This window comes from Pseudomonas hormoni (genome assembly GCF_018502625.1).
In the GTDB taxonomy this organism is placed as follows: Bacteria; Pseudomonadota; Gammaproteobacteria; order Pseudomonadales; family Pseudomonadaceae; genus Aquipseudomonas; species Aquipseudomonas hormoni.
This window is the reverse complement of record NZ_CP075566.1, coordinates 1,874,887-1,892,937: the sequence shown is the minus strand read 5'-3', so window position 1 is coordinate 1,892,937 and position 18,051 is coordinate 1,874,887. Positions and strand designations below refer to the sequence as shown.

The following is an 18,051-nucleotide window of genomic DNA, read 5'->3' as shown; positions in this document are numbered from 1 at the left end:
TATGTCCCTACTGAACTGACTTTTTATCTTTATTGGCTTCAGCTACTTGAGCGACAGTGATTCTGTTGGCGCGTCTCGAGGACACGCAAACTGAATAGGTCAAACCAAGTTGAGGCGAAGAATATCACGACATCGCAAACCCGCGCGTCTGTTCCGGACCTGATAGTCCGAACACTCGCGCCGGGGCCACTATACTCAATCTGTTTTTTCGACGAGCCGGTGAGGAGCAGTCATGAGCGACAAAGACAACCTGCGCAAATATTCCTCCCAAGTGGTCGACGGCGTGGAGCGCGCGCCCGGTCGCTCGATGTTGCGGGCCGTGGGTTTCACCGACGAGGACTTCAAGAAGCCGCAGATCGGCATCGCCTCGACCTGGGCGATGGTCACGCCGTGCAACATGCACATCGACAAGCTGGCGATAGAGGCTGAAAAAGGCGCGAATGCCGCCGGGGCCAAGGGCGTGATTTTCAACACCATCACCATTTCCGACGGCATCGCCAACGGCACCGAAGGCATGAAGTATTCGCTGGTGTCGCGGGAGGTGATTGCCGACTCCATCGAGGTGGTGGCCGGTTGCGAAGGCTTTGACGGTCTGGTGACGGTGGGCGGCTGTGACAAGAACATGCCGGGCTGCCTGATCGGCATGGCGCGGCTGAACCGCCCTTCCATCTTCGTTTATGGCGGGACGATTCGGCCCGGCGCCGGCCACACCGACATCATTTCCGTGTTCGAAGCCGTGGGACAGAATGCGCGCGGTGACATCAACGAAATCCAGGTCAAGCAGATCGAGGAAGTGGCGATTCCCGGCCCCGGTTCCTGCGGCGGGATGTACACCGCCAACACCATGGCTTCGGCCATTGAAGCACTGGGCATGAGCCTGCCCGGTTCCAGCTCTCAGGACGCCGTCGGCAGCGACAAGGCCTCGGATAGTTTCCGCGCCGGACAGCAGGTCATGGAGCTACTGAAGCTGGACCTCAAACCGCGGGACATCATGACCCGCAAAGCCTTCGAAAACGCGATCCGCGTGGTGATCGCCCTCGCCGGCTCGACCAATGCGGTGCTGCATCTGCTGGCGATGGCGCACGCGGTGGATGTCGAGCTGACGCTGGATGATTTTGTCGAGCTGGGCAAGGTGTCGCCGGTGGTGGCCGACCTGCGCCCCAGCGGCCAATACATGATGAGCGAGCTGGTCGCCATCGGCGGCATTCAACCGCTGATGAAGCGCATGCTCGCGGCCGGCATGTTGCATGGCGATGCAATGACGGTGACCGGCAAGACCCTCGCGGAAAACCTCGAAAACGTGGTGGACTACCCTGAAGGCCAGGACGTGATCCTGCCCTTCGATCGGCCGGTCAAAAAGGACTCGCACCTTGTTGTGCTGCGCGGCAACCTTTCGCCGACTGGTGCGGTGGCCAAGATCACCGGTAAGGAAGGCCTGCGTTTTGAAGGGACGGCGCGGGTCTATCACGGTGAAGAAGGCGCGTTGGCCGGCATTCTCAACGGCGAAGTGAAAGCGGGTGACGTGATTGTGATCCGTTACGAAGGCCCCAAGGGCGGCCCGGGCATGCGCGAGATGCTCTCGCCGACGTCGGCGGTCATGGGCAAAGGCTTGGGCAAGGACGTTGCGCTGATCACTGATGGCCGTTTTTCCGGTGGCTCCCACGGTTTCGTAGTGGGGCACATCACGCCGGAAGCCTTTGATGGCGGGCCGATTGCGTTGATCGAAGACGGAGACAAAATCACCATCGATGCGCAAAGCTGGCAGATCACGGTCGATGTTTCCGATGCTGAACTGGCCGAGCGCAAGACCCGCTGGGTGCGGCCGGAATCGAAGTACAAACGCGGGGTGTTGGCGAAGTATGCGAAGACGGTGTCGAGTGCTTCGGAGGGGGCTGTGACGGATAAGTATCTTTAGGCCATAGTTGTGCGTTGCATATTCTGGCCTCTTCGCGGGCAAGCCCGCTCCCACAGGGTCCGTGTCGTACGCAGTAGTCAGGTTCGACACGGACCTTGTGGGAGCGGGCTTGCCCGCGATGGCGTCATGTCAGACACCGCTTCACAGCCTGAACCGATCCACCGACTGCGACAACTTGCCCGCCAACGCCGACAAATCATCCGTGGTCGAAGCCGTCTGGCCAATGACCTTGCTGTTCCCTTCGGACATGCCCGCAATCATCTCCACCTGGTGCGCGATTTCATTGCTGGCCAGGCTCTGCTCGCCGATCGTGCGGGAGATGTCGTTCACCAGTTGCGTGGTGTTCAGCGTGGCCTCGAGGATTTCGCGGATGGCGCGTTCGACGTCGGCGGTCACGGCCATGCCTTTGTCGACCTGGGCCACGCCCGCCTCCATGCTGGTGACCGCCTCACGGGTACTTTGCTGGATGCGCGCAACCATGGTGGCGATTTCCTGGGTGGAGGCGCTGGTACGCCCCGCCAGGCTTCGGACTTCGTCGGCCACCACGGCAAAGCCGCGGCCCTGCTCCCCGGCACGCGCGGCCTCGATGGCGGCGTTCAGCGCCAGCAGGTTGGTTTGATCGGCAATGCCCTTGATCACCTGGATGATGCTGAAAATGCCCTCGGATTCCTTGTCCAGCGTGCGGATGACCTGGGCCGACTGTTGGGCTGATCGCGCAATCCCGCCCATGTCGTTGACCACCTGATGGATCACCCGACCGCCATCCTTGGCCAGTGCCTCGGCCTGGTTAGCCATGTTCAGCGCGCGCTCGGCGTGGCGAGTGATGTCCTCGATGCTTGCGGTCATTTCACTCGCGGCGGCGGCCATGGTGCTGGCGGCGGCGCTTTGCTGCTGGCTGCTGTCGGCGACTTCGTGGCAGCCATTGCTCAACTGTGCGCTCATGCCACTGACGCCATGGGCGTTGCTGCGCACCACTTCGATCATGCCGCGCAAATCACGCTGCATGGTCGCGAGGCTGCGGATCAGCGCGCTGGCTTCGTCCTTGCGGGTGGGCTCGGCAATCGTTTCGCTCAAGTTGCCGTGGGCGATGCTCTCGGCAATACGGCTCGCAGTTTGCAGCGGCCCCATGATGCTCAGAATCACCCAGCGTCCCTGGGCGAGCAGCAGCAACAGGCTGGCGACGAGCACAATACCGAGCGTGAGGTTGGCGTTGCTGATGGCCTGCTGAGTGCCGGCGCTGGTCTGCTGGGTGTTGGTCTCGATCAGCTCGCTGAGGGCGGCCATCTGGTCTTCCAGTTGGCTGAACGCGGTGTTGAAAGTGCCCAGTTCTTTTTGCGCGGCCTCCGGATTGTTCAGGGCCAGCCCGACAATGCGCTCGGCGGCGCTGATGTAGGTATCGAGACTGGGTTTGATCTTGTTCAAGCCGGCCTTAATGGTGTCGTTGACCGGCAGCTTGAGGTTTTCACCCAGCACTTCACGAAAGTGCGACGCGTGTTCCTCGATGGAACTGCGTACTTCGGCATTCGTACTGGTGCTTTTGCCGAGCCCGACCAACATCGCCGACAGCACGTCGGCGCGTAATGCGTCGTGCATCATGTCGGCTTCGAGGTGATTGCGCAGCGCAGCCATGCTGACCTCGTTGTCGTTCACCGCGGTCGCCATTTGCGAATTTCCCAGGTAACTGACCAGACTCATGATCAAGGCCGTGAGCAGACCGGTGCCAATCAGCAGGATCAAGCGTAATTTTATCGACACTCTGTGGGTCCCCTGTCAGTGGCTACAGCCATACGTGGATGGCTTCTGAACAGGTTATCGACTGCTGAAAGCGGGAATTGAAGGCTAAATCCCTATACGCCGTGTTTTACGACATGCGGTAATTTCCGCCCAGCAATGCTTTCAGCGTCAGCGCATTGCCCACCGCAAAACCACTGGCGGTGTTATCAAAGATGCACCAGCTGACAACGCCCGCCTGCTCCGCGTTGTGCAGGTGCCGCGCCAGCATTTCCAGTCGGCCTGGGGCGTAATCACTGTGATACATGCGCGGTGAACCGTGCCAGCGCCAGTAATGGATCCCCGGCCAACCACCTGGCCTGTCGCCACCGGTCATGGCGGATGGATCGGCCGCCACCCGGCCGATTTTCTGCTCGATCAACAAGCCTTCGGCGCCCAGCCAGCTTGCATGCCGGGGTTCAACCACCACCGGCCCCGCATAACGCTGGCGCAACGCCCTGAAAAACGCCGAAGCGATGCCTTCCTCGTAAGCCAGCGACGGTGGCAACTGCACCAGAACGCAACCCAAAGAATCACCCAGCGCTGTGCACTGGGCCAGAAATTCGTCCAGCAATAGCTCACAGCCCTGCAGGCGTTGAACATGGGTGATGAGCTTGGGCATCTTCACCGAAAAACGAAAGGCGGCCGGCACCGACTGCGCCCAGCGCATATAGGTTTTCGGCCGATGCGGGCGATAAAACGAGCTGTTGATTTCAACGGCCGTCAATTGCGACGCATACCGCTGCAAGTGCGTGCCATCGGCAGGAAACTGCGGCCAATAGTCGACAGGCAGGTTCCAACCGGCGCAACCGATGTAAATCTGATTCACCTTGTTCAATAGAGCACCCCGGCGGCATCGCGCATGAATATCTCCACCGTCTTCGGCCCTACGCCGTCGAACTCGCGCAAGCGCTGTTCAAAGGCCTGGCGATCATCGCTGACCTCGCGGATGTGGCCAATCTTCCCGGCGTACTCGTCACGAAGCTTTTTACTCAAGCCCAACAAACGCGTGGCGGTAGTCTCGTCATAACGCACGTAACGGGCTTCACCCAACATCACCACCAGTTCGCGATGGCTACAGCTTGCAAACTTTTGCGCACTGTCGCGACCATGCTTTTCCACGATGACGCGATAGGCCTGCGCGGCGATTTCAGCCTGGATGCGTTTGCCCATCAGGAAGCTGGCGATAAACCATTTGAACAAGGCGCTTTCGTCATCCTTTTTCAAATGGATTCCGAGATCGCTCGCGCTGATCGTCTTGCTCATGAAAGGCATCCCGCAAGTCCGAAACGTCGTCCGGTTCCTGACTTTGAGAAAAGCCCGGCGCGCGAGTTCGTTTTTTCCTCAGCGCATGCTAGGTTGTACGACGACTGATGAATGCCGCCAAACGTCCATCACTCGATTACCCACAACAACAAGGAAACACCCATGAAAAAAATGAAAGTGCTGATTGGCTTTCTGTGCCTGTTCAGTGGCTACGTCGCGGCCACCCCTTCATCCGCTGAGAAAGATGTGGCGCAGGCCGTCGACCACCTGACCCAAGCCATGTTGAAAAAGAACATTCCCGAACTGAACGCTCTGACCGCCGAGAACCTGACCTACGGGCATTCCAGCGGGAAGATCCAGAACAAACAGGAATACATCGCCGACATCGAGACCGGCCGAAGCGCCTTCAAAACCCTGGAAATGCAAAACCAGAGCATCACCCTGTCCGGTGATGTTGCCCTGGTTCGCAACCATTTCTCGGCACAGGCGCTGAAAGGCACTGAAGTGATTCCAACCGAAATCGAGAACTTCCAGATCTGGCAGAAGCAGAAAGGCAAATGGCTGCTGGTTGGGCGCCAGGCGTTCAAGTTCTGATTGTTATGTGATGAAGGGGATGGGGTATTCGAGCCCTGTCCCCTTTTATTTCAATCAGGAACAGCGTCAGCGCCGACAATCGTCAGCCAAGGCCATCGAGCCTGATAACTTGCGGCCTTCTGAGCAAACAAGTCGGTTTCATGCATGACCGGATTGATCCGTAGAAGTCCTTTCTCGACATAGCCGATTTTCTAGACAGCAATTTTAAGAAGATAGAATAGATGAATGATTTCAGATAGATAGAAAATAATTTGACACTGATATTTGACACTGAAATTGGGTAACGACTCGATAGCGGTGCACCGCAGCCTGCTTTGCCAATAGCGAAAATTAGAAATGTGCGATGGTCGCGCCTGCAATCGAGCCGTTATTGCCTGACTCAACGCCTGAACACGACATTGATTCATGCACAACGTTGATGGCACAGGGTGCGTGATTATAAAAAAGGAAAATTGTCTAGCTAAGGCACAGAGTGATTGAGCGGTTTGAAAACTGAGTTTCTAGTATTCGCACAGATGACTTGGTATTAATCTAGGCCCTCCAGATCGCTAAACTGCCCGATTGAGAGTTGGAGAATCTACTACGCTTGCCAGTGCACATAAATGACGACCAACATCCAATTGGCTTTACAGTTTAGCCTTCAACAAACATAGCTATTCGTCAACCCCATAGATTTTCTTATAAAGAGATTCAACTTCTAACTCAAGCTTTTGAATATCTTGTTCAATAGTACTGCTCACAATAGAATGGCTTTTGAATTTAAGGTCAACTAACGCTTCTTGAGCAGCATCAAGCCGGTCTCTCTGATTCATAGAAGAAACCCGATCGGATTTACCAGTCAGCAAATCGTACTCACTATGAAAATACTCATATAGCGATTCTATATTTCTATGACCCGTTTTTTGTTTAACTATAAAACAAATATCGTCACGCAGCCCTTCAGTCCAGCTGATTTTAAGTGATGAATCTCGTTCAAATCGCAGCAATAACAGAGTGTGAATCTCACGCGTTATAAACCTATGACGAAACATTGACAAACAAGTTCGCATGTCGTTAAATTTTGCCTGCTCACAAATTCTGGCGAACTCCCTAGTTAGACTTTCCTTGGCTAACGACTTCCCCCTATCAGTCAACAAAATTGAATTTTCCCCACGCACAACTTCCCCATCCAATGCTAAAACTTGAATATAATCTTTCCTAGCTTTGAGATAGCGGTTGAAATCTAGCGCCGCCCGCAGTGTAATATTAAACTTGCGAATTGGCGCAGGGACGCCTTGTTTTTTTGTAGGTATGCTTATCTTTAATGAAGAGATAACGTCATCATTCAAATCAAGAGGAATGTCTACAAGCTCCTCTGGTCGTAATCCAGTCAGCTTCATCATTCGTATTGTAAACATACGCCTCTCATACAAATAAACAGCAGCGCTCTGCCCTACCTCGCTATGATTTTTAGAACTACAACTCATATTTAAAAAGCGCTGCCTTTGAAGGCTCATATTATAAATTGTGTTTTGAATATCGCGAATCACTGCTTCAGTTATCACGGCCTTATCATCTTTATAAGGCTCACTCACAACCAAATCCGGGTGAAAAATATCGAGCCGCCCTGAATACCTATTAATGCGCCATGTGATCACGATACTTGGACTTTGGTCTTCAGTACCAATGAGACAATGATCAAAAAACTGCCCAAACTGCTTCGATATCCAAACTAGAAAATATAAACAACGCAACTGCACCGCGCGCACATGATTTCTTCCAACTAATTCTCCGCCGATAGCAGCGTTCTTAATTATGTTATTTTTTAAATACTGTGTGAACTCATAAAAATGATTATCATTTAGCTCGAAAATTTCTATTTTTTTAAAAAAACAATATCTAATCATATGAGTTATTTGCGAAGCGTAAACACGCGCCGTGTCCCTAGCTTTAGTCGCAGAACTGACATTCATTATCCATTGATTAGCGAGGTGACAAAGACGACCGTCGGGCCATCGAAAGAGCGGTAAATTATCTAACGTCTTGTCGCGGTAAACATAGGTTTGACGAGAAGAGAGCCAAGCGTTTCCTGGAATTTTGACGTGCTTCAAATGCGAATAGAGCTGAATACCCATGTGGACAACCCTATTTTTTTATTAATGTAAGACAAGGCTTTGCGCCGTCATAGTTACTGGCATGAGAAATGACAGATTTAAACTTGGCCTTGCTAATCTCTAGTTGTATACGAACTCTATCCGCAGCAAGATTCGGATTGGTGGTAATAGTGCCTGCCAAGCTCGATAAAAAGCACAACAACTCTATATAGGCCATTGAGCAAATATGGGCATCCAACAGGGCTAGCTCCGCCAAAACATGCGCATTCGGAAGTACCGGCGCAACTGAGACAATCGAAATATCGACCACATCTTTGACTTGACTAAACAATAATTTAAATTCCTGCCAACAAATATCATTTCTATCATCACCGACTTCCCCGTGGCTGGCTGCACTTTTAAGAGAATTGTAAGCAATGATAGCGAATGAGTCTCCTTTCATTTTGCAGAACTCCTTGATGGATGCAACATACTTGTAATTTTTATGATCAACTCTAGTCTCGCCAGCTTTAACTTTCCGCAACCAAGCAGTCCTCTCCCGGTAATTATTAAGTGTGGAAGCTCTCATCCACTTTACTCCCTATCCGAATCGCGAATTCTATCTCCAAAACTTCGGAATCATAATCCGCTGAAACTATTGCACAGGTGCTAATCTCGTAATTTTTATTTAGGCGCAAACTCATCAAAAGGTTGAGGATGTCAGAAGCATTGATCGATGAAAGACTGCTAACTTTGAAATGCTTACAACATACATCATAAAGGCTAACTAGCCCTTCGTTCTTAGTCTTATCTATCCTACCAACTTCCAAATTAATCAATTTTTCATCGACACACTCCGATTCAAACCGAAGATAGTCATCATCATATTCATCGAGAGCTATATATGCGTAAAGGTGAGCGCGATTATTGTGCCCGGCGGCATGCCGTAGCGCTTCATTTACCAGAGGGCCTTGGTGACGGTTTGTGATTAAGAGGAAAAACTTCCTCATTTCATGAACTCGCAAATACCATCTACGGCCGGCTTTATCCAAAGGTATATTTATCAGATCGCAAAACCTGTCAATGCACCGATTTGTCTGAGCAGAATTTGTTTTTTTGCCTGGTTTTTTGAAACCAAGTCCGGGTAGATAAAATAGATCCTTTGCATGATCAGTACTGTCACCGTAGATCGTGGAAAGACGAGAGCCGAGCACCTGAAGTAACTGGATGCCCCTTGCAGTAATACTTGGAATATCCCGCGCTATTTGAAAATTGATCCCCATAACGCCCGTCTTACCTTGCAGATGCTCTAAATAGCACCCACCGAACAATGGATTGATAGCCAAGCTGTCCCTTTTTAAATTACAAAGCTCTTTATTACGAATTGGTTTAAGGATTGCAATAAGAACAGCACAAGCGCCGACAAATGCTTCTACCATAGTGCGCAAATCCGGTTCTAACACAGAAACACTCTTGGCTACTGGTGTTTGAATATTTAGAACATCGCAAAGTGAGCAGACTTCGCCACTGCAAGGATCTATATAAGTCCACTGATGTTTTGTGGCCTCAAAAAGCTTTTTCTTTTTTTGGTACTGATGATTCAGTGTAGTGGAGTAGTGAATCTTTTCGAACTCCTCAGCATAATATATAGCAGCAGAAATTATGGCTTCCCCGTATATGATTACCCATTTTGCAGCCTGATTGATGGCGTGCAGGCCAATAGTTAACGGAATAAGTTTCGTATGCGACCCTCGCGAAATTGATAGATATAACTCAGATACTATCCTTTTTTTATTTATTTCCAGGAAAGGGATTAAATCGTAGGTCTGGGGGTGAGCAGTAAAAAAATACGATAGAAAAGTAATTTCGTCGAGCAAGTGGTTTTCTTTAAGGCCACCCTTATCAATTTCAGCAATTCCGATTGTATTCTGGCTCGGATAGCGTCTAACGCTACGTGCTGGCACTAACAACGTTCCATGAAGTTTAGGTTCAAACTGCCGAAAAAAAGCTTTCAAATTAGCCGACATACCAGCGCTGCCGATTCCAAAATTGGCTGTTAGAAATTTTCTAGATACAGAAGCACCTAACAGACCAGCTTTCAATCTACGGTAACTGTAACCATAATTTGATCTTAGCCACGAGATTACTGCATCTTTGAAATCTTCTGACAGACCATCAGGATTGTCTATCAGAATTTCGATCGGTGTTAGGTTGCCGGTAGCCTCATGAAAAAACTCCAAGACACGTTCTTTTACGCAAAGGGCCTGTGACCAACCTCCATTAATCAATTCTTTTAAAAGTTCCTCGATGGCATCCAAAGTTACCAACCCAAATGCGTATTTTTCTGGCAAAAATCTTTCTTTATGCCTTACGAGCCAACTTGATAATCTCACAGAGTAATCAATAAATCGGTGCCATCTTTGAGGTGAAAACTGAGAATCAACCACTGCCCCCATCCTCAAGTTGAATGCCCAGACTTGGATTGCCCGGAGAACCAGAGAATTAGATTCGTCCGTAAGCTTTGATCCATCACTGAGCACCCGATCGAAATTGATGGTTGTAATCTCGTCAGATCCTGGCGAGGTGGTTGTCCAAATACTGCTACCAATTGTTCCACTGATAAGCCACCTCGCTTCGAAACTCGGTCTCTTTTCAGAGTTATTTCTTTCTCGAGCTTGCTTCAATAGCATATCCACTCGAACGTATGGATCGATGGACTTCGTCGCTTTTGGCATTAAGATATCCCTTTCATCACTCCAAATTATTGTTTACAGTTTTTAAACCGTTCTACATAAAAATCAATTTTTTGCGTGGCTTCTGAATGCACGTGTTGAAACCGCGACACGCTGTCCCCGGAAATTTTTTCCAATACAGCCGATTCTGCACTCGACAAGTCCTTATCGATTATATCGACCGCTCCATGTATCAGTCTTGACAAATCGCATATGGATCTGTTGGAAATTATCAATTCGTGACCCGCTGTCGCTAAATTGCTAGTGGCTTGCTGCATCGAATTGTCGAATACAAGAGCATATGCATGTATGGCGGCTATACTCTCTACATCCAACTTAATTGCAATATCGGCCTCAAAAAATGATTGAAAACAGTCATTGTTGGAGTTTATATATCGTGCCAATTTGATTTGGATCAACTGGCTGAATGCATCCCCATATTTCATTGAAAGCAGCATTTTCGCGATAAATATGCGCAACTGTTGCTCGGTTCGAAATCCGTTGCTTCCAACTGCCATGGAAAGCTGTCAGTGGCAATGACTATGAGCTTCTGTTGCATCAAGCGAATAATACGGCTAGCCCAGTGCACAATGAGCCATGAAGGAATATAATATTTTCTGACAGTACGCACCGTATTACCAAGGAGACTTGCTACTTTATTTAAACTTCCGCATTCTAAAAAACATATCAACCCCTGAGCTGTTCTCAATGCGCTCAGGGTAAAACCGCTAACCTCAATATTTACGCGACTTAGATGATCTTCTATCGCAGTAAATACAGTCGATCCGCGATAACGTTTTGTACCGCACATTGCGTTCCCCATGCCTCGTGACGAACCAAGCTTTTCTCTGGATGCGAATAAAAATAGCTTGCGCCAGTTCTTCTTCCCTTCCGCTTTGAGACGTGCACGAATTATAACCGTGAGTTTTATGACGTCGGTTATAATCATCTCACTGAGGGACGAGAGGGCTGACATATTTCTTCTAGAAGCTCTTGGCTTAGATACACTAAAAACCGAGAAGCAGTTGACATCTCTCGCCCTTAAATAGTAACGTCCTGATTGGGTATAAAGGTCGCAGTTTGTCAGTGACATACTGGTAAAAGAAGGATTTTCCATAATCAAGATCGAGGAGGCCACTGCGCAGTCCCGCATAGATAACAACCCAAGCAATCTTGTGAGATATTCCGAAGATGATGTGCCCGCTGGCATGTGGCCCGCAACATCTTGCAAGCGCTTAGAGAAGCGATTGTTGTTGTAGTCACTGCACATTATCTCGCTAAAAAATGGAGCTTTGGATAGTTCCGTAATATTTAATGCAATAAATCCAGGGCCGGTAGTCAAGTACCAATGAACAATGGCTAGTGTCCAAGCCAAACCATTTGGAGCATCAGGCTCAGCCAAATGAACTCCGTTTTTGAAATAGTCTCCGGAATTTAATACTCGAATTATTTCCGCCTCAGGAATTGTTTCACGTAATTTCCTCCCTATTTCATGGCATTTTTTCATATCTTCCCAGTATTCGGTACAGCCCTCCATTACAGCATCCGTTGCACGCTGAAATTTACCCTTAATTTTCAAAAGGTATTCATCATCCTCAAGCTCTAACCCCCTGGCTATTAACATGTGCTTCGGATGCACTAAGTCAAGCGTGTGCGGTACTGCCATACGCTCTAGGTTTGCGCCAAGAGGTGCGGTAGGCTCCTCAAAACAACCACCTCTGATTTTATTATTAGGTACATGTGCAGATTTAGGTATCCAGCCTTGTCTCACCAGTTCAAGGTAGATCTGCCTTGAATATGACCATACGACCATTCGTTCTTTCGGACTTTGTGTAGTTGATAGACAGGATTCAAAGTGGCCATGCAGATGGCTATCCCAATTACCAGGCGGAAACTGTGCAATTCCACACTCCACTATGAAATTGAAAATACTATTCATAGCTTTACGATATACAAGAATACTTGATTCGCTTCCTCTCCCCGCTAGTCTTTTAAAAGAGTCAATAAATGCATCAAGCCAATTAGTATCCATTCCTTCAGGATATTGAAGACTTGTTGATCTAAAGCCAGTGCAGCAGTCACGGTCTGGCCAAGTAAAAGTGATGGTATTTGGTGGCGCCAAGTGGTGATTCAGCACAAAAGCGTCCTCTTATCCAAGTCTCACAATAGACTTGGAAAGTAAGTGATGGGAAACGCTAGTAAGACCGTTGTCAATTTTCTTCTTCTGCGTTTATATCGTTGCAAGTACTCAATCACTTAAAATTAACTAGCAGCACACTTTCCACTAACCATCACAAATGCCGATGATGTTCTTTGATAAACTCACAATACAACCGCAATCTACTTCTGAGCGCATTTATTGTGGCAGGCTTATGATTTTTCTTGCTGGCGAACTCGAGGACAAACGCTTCGATTTCATCCGCACTTGGATATTTGTGAGCACTCGAAAAACCGACTTGCTGCCCACTAAGAGCCGACCTAACCTTACGGGATTTTTTACTCGCCATATGCCACCTCCGCATACATTCCATCGCCTGAATAATCCGGCAAAATAACCGAAAAAAATTCAACCATCTTTACGGGGTTTACTAATCAGCGAGCGCCGCAAGCTGCGAAAGTTATGTTCGCCACTTCCGAGATCAATGCCACGAAACCAGCCGGAAACTATTTTTTTGAACGCGAAAACAGAGAGCGGCTTGATTTTATAGTGTGGATCAGGAAATAACAAATCACCGTCCCTGATGCCACCAGCGAGAACCCACGCCCTCAGCGCATTCGAAGGAGGGCAAATAAGAGTACAAAGATTGTTGCCCTCCCTACGTTTTTGACCTTGGATCAATACGCCAAAACCGCTCGGTTCTCGGAAATCCTTGAGTCGGGTGGTGAGGAGTTCATGCATCCTTACGCCGACCAAGGACAATTCGAGCAAGGCTAACTCCATGGCGTCTCCCCTTCTGAGGACGTTAGCAATCACCGCGTTCAGTTCGCCTTTCGTGAGTGCGGGCTCAATTTCGCTTGGCGTTTCCTCGAGCATCATCGTCACCTCATTAGTCAGTCACTCGATTACGACGCTAGTCCCATTACTAAACTTTTTCCAGTAAGTTTTTTGTGTTTTTCCACGACACTATTTTCGCGCCCAATAATAATTAGCGACATATTGACAAACGATAAAAGCCGATCGACATACATACTTATTAATTGACAAATCACACACAAATAAAAACAACCAGACATATAATAAAATATTGTTTTCCAGTACTCCGGCCCAACACGCCTTTAAGGGAATTAACTTTCGTGAATTTTTCAAGACAATTCAATTGTTCGCATTACAAATTAACGCGCAAGTGACTGATTTACAAACAACCGAGCAAATTATTATCTTACACATTGACTAATTTCCACTTAACAATGAACCACTTAGCCCTTTAAAAGAAACAATGACATTCTGATAAACATTACGACCGTCAATGCCCGTAATCCGCAGACCCATTTGAAAATGCATTCTTCCTAACTTCGATATCTGTACAAACGCCGGATGTTCCGAGCAGCCCTCGTAAAATCTCCAGAACCATTTGTCGGATGACAAAATTTCCTTGAACCGAAGGTGTGCCTTGAGCCACCAAAAAACTTCAAGGCCTATTTTTTCCGTACCTCGATTACCAAATTGCGACCAGGCGACACACCAACATCTTCCGCACGAGGCCCGCCAAAACCGACGACGCTCTGTTTACCCAGGGTGATCTCGTGGGACTAAACCAGCGCGTGAATGGCCCATAGCCCCCACCTATCAACACGTAGGAAGCACTAGATCTGCAGCGATTTCGATGTGTAGGGAATGAAAGACAGCCCGCGTTGCGGAAGTAAACGACTTGCTCTTGCACGGTGGTTCCGCCGGATGCACATCAACGGGCGTCAGCTGTCGCAGCTCATTTTCCGTTCAATCGCCGCTCTACCAAAGCATCCAGGAGGCATGAAGTCTGGGCCGATTTCGATGCGTGGGGGATGAAAAGACAGCCCGCGTTGCGGAAGTTACGACTTGCTATTGCACGGTGGTTTCGCCGGGGCACGTCAACGGGCGTCAGCTGTCGCGGATATTTGGCGTTGGGTCGCCGCTCGACCAAAGCATCCAGGAAGCATGAGGTCTGAGCCGATCTCGATGTGTAGGAAATGAAAACAACCCGCGTTGCGGAAGTAACGACTTCTTTTCGCACGGGGTTTACGTTGAGTGCAGAGCGGTAGACGCCGGCCCGTCACGGGTAGTTTTTCATTAAATGGACTTCAGCCTATTTGGAGGTCGCCCGCACATAGCTCTACCGATTCGAGAGCGCTAGGCCACTACCAGGGCTTGTGGGAGACATCAGGACTGAGCTGATATCCCTTTTGGGATACCGCACGGCCTGAAGCTGCAATCGCTCGCGACCGCTGAGTGCAATGGAGTCGCTTCTTCCGCGAAGCGGGCTGCGTTTAAGTCTCTACAAAGGGCTTCAAATCCAAACGACATCAGTTCGAATAAGCTCATCTGAAGGTTGGTCGCTCACTCTTGATGTTCCGACGGCAGCATTTCCAACAGCCATCACCGAAAAATTGCGAACACCACCAAAAAGCTGACGACATTTTTCAGCTGGTCACCGAAGATGCTTCTCTCTATCGAAGCAATGAGAAAAGGCATGAAATGGTTGTGGCGGTGCATTGGATTCTTATGGCGAGACAAGCGGTCTGAGTCGGAGCAACTGCGCGAGCGAGCATTCATAATTGCTGTAAACGGGCTCAGAACACTCCATGTCACTCCCGAAGGGCGGATGTCTATCGAACCCGAAGAAATCCGCGAGCGAGTGATCGCAGGTCGTCATGCGTTAAAGCACCTCGTGCAACGCGACTAGACCCATCAGGTAGTACAAATGCTCACAGCTCGAGAAGTCTGCCAAATCCTCCGCGAAGCATCCATGGCCTCGCGTGCAATGCGACGAATCACCTCAGCCAGCTGGAACGAAATCTACTGCGGATTGATGACGGTCGATGTAGATGGATGAGTAATCACGCTGTTCAATGATTGCGGTACGCTCGATTACTGCGATTGCTGTTACAGCCCCGACGGCCGAGAGTACGAATTCAGCTCAAGAGATGCATCCGATCCTATCGAGCTACTGACCCATGCGGAGCATCGCCAGCTCGAGGAACTGCTCCGCCGCATCTGATCCGGACTTAAGGTTTCGCCCGCAGTGCACGTGCCGACAAAGCCTCTTCGAAAACATGACTTCACAAAAAAGCCCAGCTGATAGCTCAGAGTGGCCTATAGCTCCATTCGGAATTCAGCTGGATAGAAGCCTGCCATAGGCCTGCAACTCATGCTCGTTGTCTCCAAGGTATCCAGCTGTTCACGCCCGATGGCCTTCATCAATGCGTTAGCAAGCCACACAGCGTCGAGCATGCTGAATGAATAACCCATAAAGTCGAACACAAGCTCTATCCCACCGCCTTCAATGGTATAGACCCCCACCCTCTCAGTTATGTCGCTCTCATCCACCGCAAGCTCAACAACATAGACTTGATCTTCTGTCTCATGGCCGTCGAATCGGCCATCAGCACTGTAGCTCCATTCGCCCGACACCCTTTTTCGAAATGTCCTCTCAAGCTTGCTGTCGCATGCGGTAGGCGTTGGTACAAATCCTGCCAAATTCCCAATGGTAACGAGCACCGCATCGTAGAGGCAGCGGGCGATTTCTTGAGCGACGGTGCTAGCAAACCTAAACGGCATGATGTCTAAATTTAGACTGACATAGTGATCCCCCCCTCTGGATACCTTGCACGAATACAGCTCGTCATGTTCCCGCCCACGCCAGCAAATAAATTCGCGCTCCGCAAAAAACGTTGCTGGTTGTACTTCAGTTTTGCTCACAAATTTCACCAATGCGTTGTTCTTAAAAATAACAACGGACGCGGTGCAGGAAAACTTTAGCGACAGGGTGAAATATTTGTGGACGCTAGAATTTTAGGCCTCTGAACCAGGCGGCGAGAAAGTGGCTTAGGTTCGTGCGGGCTGGTACGGCGTATCGCGAAATCACTTTGATACGCTAGCTGAAAGCGGCAGCCAGTTTTGTCGCTCACTGGCACTGACATTGTTCGTGCAGCCTGCTTCGTTGACGTCACGCACCTACCGCTATTGAAAAAATTTAAGACCGCCCTCAAGTTTTTTTATAACGATCCGTTTTTCATCTGTATGCCCTCAGCGAGAAAGCAATTTTGAACCGATCGACAACTGACTTTGCCAAGTCCCTGAGTTGCGCCATAGCGTTTTCTCAAACGACTCAAGGCAATCGGCAGCGCAGAGCGTGGGAGCGACTCATCAATTACATCGGATCGTCAGAGTCCCTTCCGGAGTTTGACAAAGCTTCGGCCCGGGCGGAGGGATATGCCCAGGCCTTGGTAGACAGCGAACAGATCTACACCAAATCCACTGAGCGCGACCTACTGATAATTGCGACCATTGATGCATGGCGCCGACACCACATTCACACAAATACTCCGATCAGCGTGTAGCACTACCCTCCCCTACTCAACGGTGATGAGCCGGTATCTCATCAGTTTCATGTTGATATACGCCAGTCTTTCACCCCTAAACCAGCAGCACCCACTCAGCTCTTCCCTATGGTGGCGGGTTCGGTAGCGTCCATGCTGGGCCACAACAGCGATCTGATGACGGTGCTTTACGCTTGCCCGGCTCATAAAAAGCCAGACGCCTAAACTCCGGTCGAGCGGCCATGCTGTTTGTCGATGCATATCCACCTTCGGAGTGACGTTCATCACAGTCCCTTCGACAAAACGGTGTCCCTCATGATCTATTCCCGCTTGCTGTATACCGAGCATGACCAACCTCACAACCATAATGGTGAAGGGGCGTACACGATTTTTTCTACACAGCAGTTGTTCAGTGCTGACTGCATGCCACTTGAGGCTGTGTGCATTCAGAAATTCGCTGTGCTTTGGGAAGATCAACCCGACACCAGAGTGATCGATTTGATCGAGCAGTCGATTATCTTGATCATTCTCTCCCCAGTGAAGCTGTTGCATGCCTCCAAAGGGATGCTTGTCGTCGTTTATGACTCCGCATTAGCCGGCGAAAACTACAAATTGTTCCACCTTGTCTGGGAGAAAATTACTGCCGGCGTGATGTATGACGATTGGACTCTACTGCTTGTCAAAGATACCGATGCAGGGCGCGGCTATGACGGAGGCAGGATATTTAGAAAATTTGCCCGCGAGATTTTGGACAACAACGAGATCGGAATTACAGAATTTACGCCTGATATGTTCTTGTTCAAGGATGACTGGACGCCTGAAAATGTCTTCGGGCCAACTCCTGTTGACGAAGCGAAAGCTGAGTCAGAAAAGCTGGGAGCTGGGCCAGACCTATTTGATGATGACTTGGATTTGTGGAGAGAGTCGACCGGCGCTCCATAACACTAGCCCATCACCGCTCAAGCCCAGTCCTTCGCACTTGAACTGCAAGATATTGAGAACGAATATGCGGCTATCTTTTGCCTGCCCTGCCGGGCCGGCTGTCGTGAACCAGGCCCGGCGATACTCGCCGTTGGCCTGGCCCTGCGGGCTTTCATCCTCACGTCTACGCGCTCCGCTTGCCCGCCTCGTCCTCGCCTTCTGGGGTCTGTAACATAGCTTTGTGCGCTGTAACGTAAGCAGCGTT

The 18,051-nt window shown here is 49.8% G+C and carries 12 protein-coding genes and 3 pseudogenes; 4 read left to right on the top strand and 11 right to left on the bottom strand.

The genetic code is table 11. The annotated features are described in order from the left end of the window. Nucleotides 1–232: 232 nt before the first annotated feature. Nucleotides 233–1,915 (top strand): dihydroxy-acid dehydratase, encoded by a 1,683-nt coding sequence (gene ilvD / locus KJF94_RS08930; RefSeq protein WP_214382683.1) that lies wholly within the window; start codon nt 233–235, stop codon nt 1,913–1,915. Nucleotides 1,916–2,056: 141 nt separating this feature from the next. Here the strand turns inward: ilvD and KJF94_RS30520 are convergent, their stop codons facing one another. The 4 genes and pseudogenes from KJF94_RS30520 to KJF94_RS08915 form a co-directional block, all read right to left on the bottom strand. After that, entirely contained in the window at nt 2,057–2,782 is a 726-nt protein-coding gene (locus KJF94_RS30520) for a methyl-accepting chemotaxis protein (RefSeq protein ID WP_431768154.1), read from the bottom strand. Nucleotides 2,783–2,914: 132 nt separating this feature from the next. Then, nucleotides 2,915–3,670, bottom strand: a pseudogene (locus KJF94_RS30515) (MCP four helix bundle domain-containing protein); the annotation flags it as partial. A 106-nt stretch (nt 3,671–3,776) separates the two neighbouring features. Next, the gene (locus KJF94_RS08920; protein ID WP_250548244.1) at nt 3,777–4,523 is read right to left on the bottom strand and encodes a DUF72 domain-containing protein; all 747 of its coding nucleotides are present in this window, start codon (nt 4,521–4,523) and stop codon (nt 3,777–3,779) included. Next, nucleotides 4,520–4,951, bottom strand: coding sequence for an HhH-GDP family DNA glycosylase (locus KJF94_RS08915; RefSeq protein ID WP_214382679.1), 432 nt, complete (start codon nt 4,949–4,951; stop codon nt 4,520–4,522). Before KJF94_RS08915 ends, KJF94_RS08920 begins: the two co-directional genes overlap by 4 nt. 162 nt (nt 4,952–5,113) lie before the next feature. On the opposite strand from KJF94_RS08915, the gene KJF94_RS08910 reads away from it, so the two are divergent. Continuing rightward, complete coding sequence (locus KJF94_RS08910) at nt 5,114–5,545, top strand: nuclear transport factor 2 family protein (protein WP_214382677.1); 432 nt, start codon at nt 5,114–5,116, stop codon at nt 5,543–5,545. A 50-nt stretch (nt 5,546–5,595) separates the two neighbouring features. Here KJF94_RS08910 and KJF94_RS30510 read toward each other — a convergent pair. The 6 genes and pseudogenes from KJF94_RS30510 to KJF94_RS08885 all read right to left on the bottom strand — a co-directional run. After that, nucleotides 5,596–5,724, bottom strand: a pseudogene (locus KJF94_RS30510) (nucleotidyltransferase family protein); the annotation flags it as partial. A 474-nt stretch (nt 5,725–6,198) separates the two neighbouring features. Continuing rightward, nucleotides 6,199–7,659, bottom strand: a complete 1,461-nt coding sequence (locus KJF94_RS08905) for a site-specific integrase (RefSeq protein ID WP_214382675.1) — start codon at nt 7,657–7,659, stop codon at nt 6,199–6,201. Nucleotides 7,660–7,669: 10 nt separating this feature from the next. Further along, on the bottom strand, nt 7,670–8,206 hold the full coding sequence (locus KJF94_RS08900) for a hypothetical protein (protein ID WP_214382674.1): 537 nt from the start codon (nt 8,204–8,206) through the stop codon (nt 7,670–7,672). Further along, nucleotides 8,187–10,352 (bottom strand): hypothetical protein, encoded by a 2,166-nt coding sequence (locus KJF94_RS08895; RefSeq protein WP_214382672.1) that lies wholly within the window; start codon nt 10,350–10,352, stop codon nt 8,187–8,189. Before KJF94_RS08895 ends, KJF94_RS08900 begins: the two co-directional genes overlap by 20 nt. 439 nt (nt 10,353–10,791) lie before the next feature. Continuing rightward, a complete protein-coding gene (locus KJF94_RS08890) occupies nt 10,792–12,486 on the bottom strand; it encodes a hypothetical protein (RefSeq protein ID WP_214382670.1) in 1,695 nt (564 codons plus the stop codon). Between the two features lie 429 nt (nt 12,487–12,915). Next, nucleotides 12,916–13,386 carry a hypothetical protein gene (locus KJF94_RS08885; protein ID WP_214382668.1) on the bottom strand — a complete coding sequence of 157 codons (471 nt, stop codon included), beginning with the start codon at nt 13,384–13,386 and terminating at the stop codon, nt 12,916–12,918. Nucleotides 13,387–15,247: 1,861 nt separating this feature from the next. Between KJF94_RS08885 and KJF94_RS30135 the strand changes: the two are divergent. Next, nucleotides 15,248–15,544: pseudogene (locus KJF94_RS30135) on the top strand (DUF7693 family protein). Nucleotides 15,545–15,639: 95 nt separating this feature from the next. Here KJF94_RS30135 and KJF94_RS08880 read toward each other — a convergent pair. Continuing rightward, the gene (locus tag KJF94_RS08880; RefSeq protein ID WP_214382666.1) at nt 15,640–16,245 is read right to left on the bottom strand and encodes a hypothetical protein; all 606 of its coding nucleotides are present in this window, start codon (nt 16,243–16,245) and stop codon (nt 15,640–15,642) included. 935 nt (nt 16,246–17,180) lie between these two features. Between KJF94_RS08880 and KJF94_RS08875 the strand changes: the two genes are divergently transcribed. Further along, nucleotides 17,181–17,807 (top strand): hypothetical protein, encoded by a 627-nt coding sequence (locus tag KJF94_RS08875; RefSeq protein ID WP_214382664.1) that lies wholly within the window; start codon nt 17,181–17,183, stop codon nt 17,805–17,807. The last annotated feature ends 244 nt before the right edge of the window (nt 17,808–18,051 follow it).

Bases quoted from the DNA above. Each gene is read 5' to 3' on its own strand.
- ilvD (WP_214382683.1), top strand. From the start codon at position 233: ATGAGCGACAAAGACAACCTGCGCAAATATTCCTCCCAAGTGGTCGAC.
- KJF94_RS30520 (WP_431768154.1), bottom strand. From the start codon at position 2,782: ATGGCCGCCGCCGCGAGTGAAATGACCGCAAGCATCGAGGACATCACT.
- KJF94_RS08915 (WP_214382679.1), bottom strand. From the start codon at position 4,951: ATGAGCAAGACGATCAGCGCGAGCGATCTCGGAATCCATTTGAAAAAG.
- KJF94_RS08910 (WP_214382677.1), top strand. From the start codon at position 5,114: ATGAAAAAAATGAAAGTGCTGATTGGCTTTCTGTGCCTGTTCAGTGGC.
- KJF94_RS08905 (WP_214382675.1), bottom strand. From the start codon at position 7,659: ATGGGTATTCAGCTCTATTCGCATTTGAAGCACGTCAAAATTCCAGGA.
- KJF94_RS08900 (WP_214382674.1), bottom strand. From the start codon at position 8,206: ATGAGAGCTTCCACACTTAATAATTACCGGGAGAGGACTGCTTGGTTG.
- KJF94_RS08895 (WP_214382672.1), bottom strand. From the start codon at position 10,352: ATGCCAAAAGCGACGAAGTCCATCGATCCATACGTTCGAGTGGATATG.
- KJF94_RS08885 (WP_214382668.1), bottom strand. From the start codon at position 13,386: ATGATGCTCGAGGAAACGCCAAGCGAAATTGAGCCCGCACTCACGAAA.
- KJF94_RS08875 (WP_214382664.1), top strand. From the start codon at position 17,181: ATGATCTATTCCCGCTTGCTGTATACCGAGCATGACCAACCTCACAAC.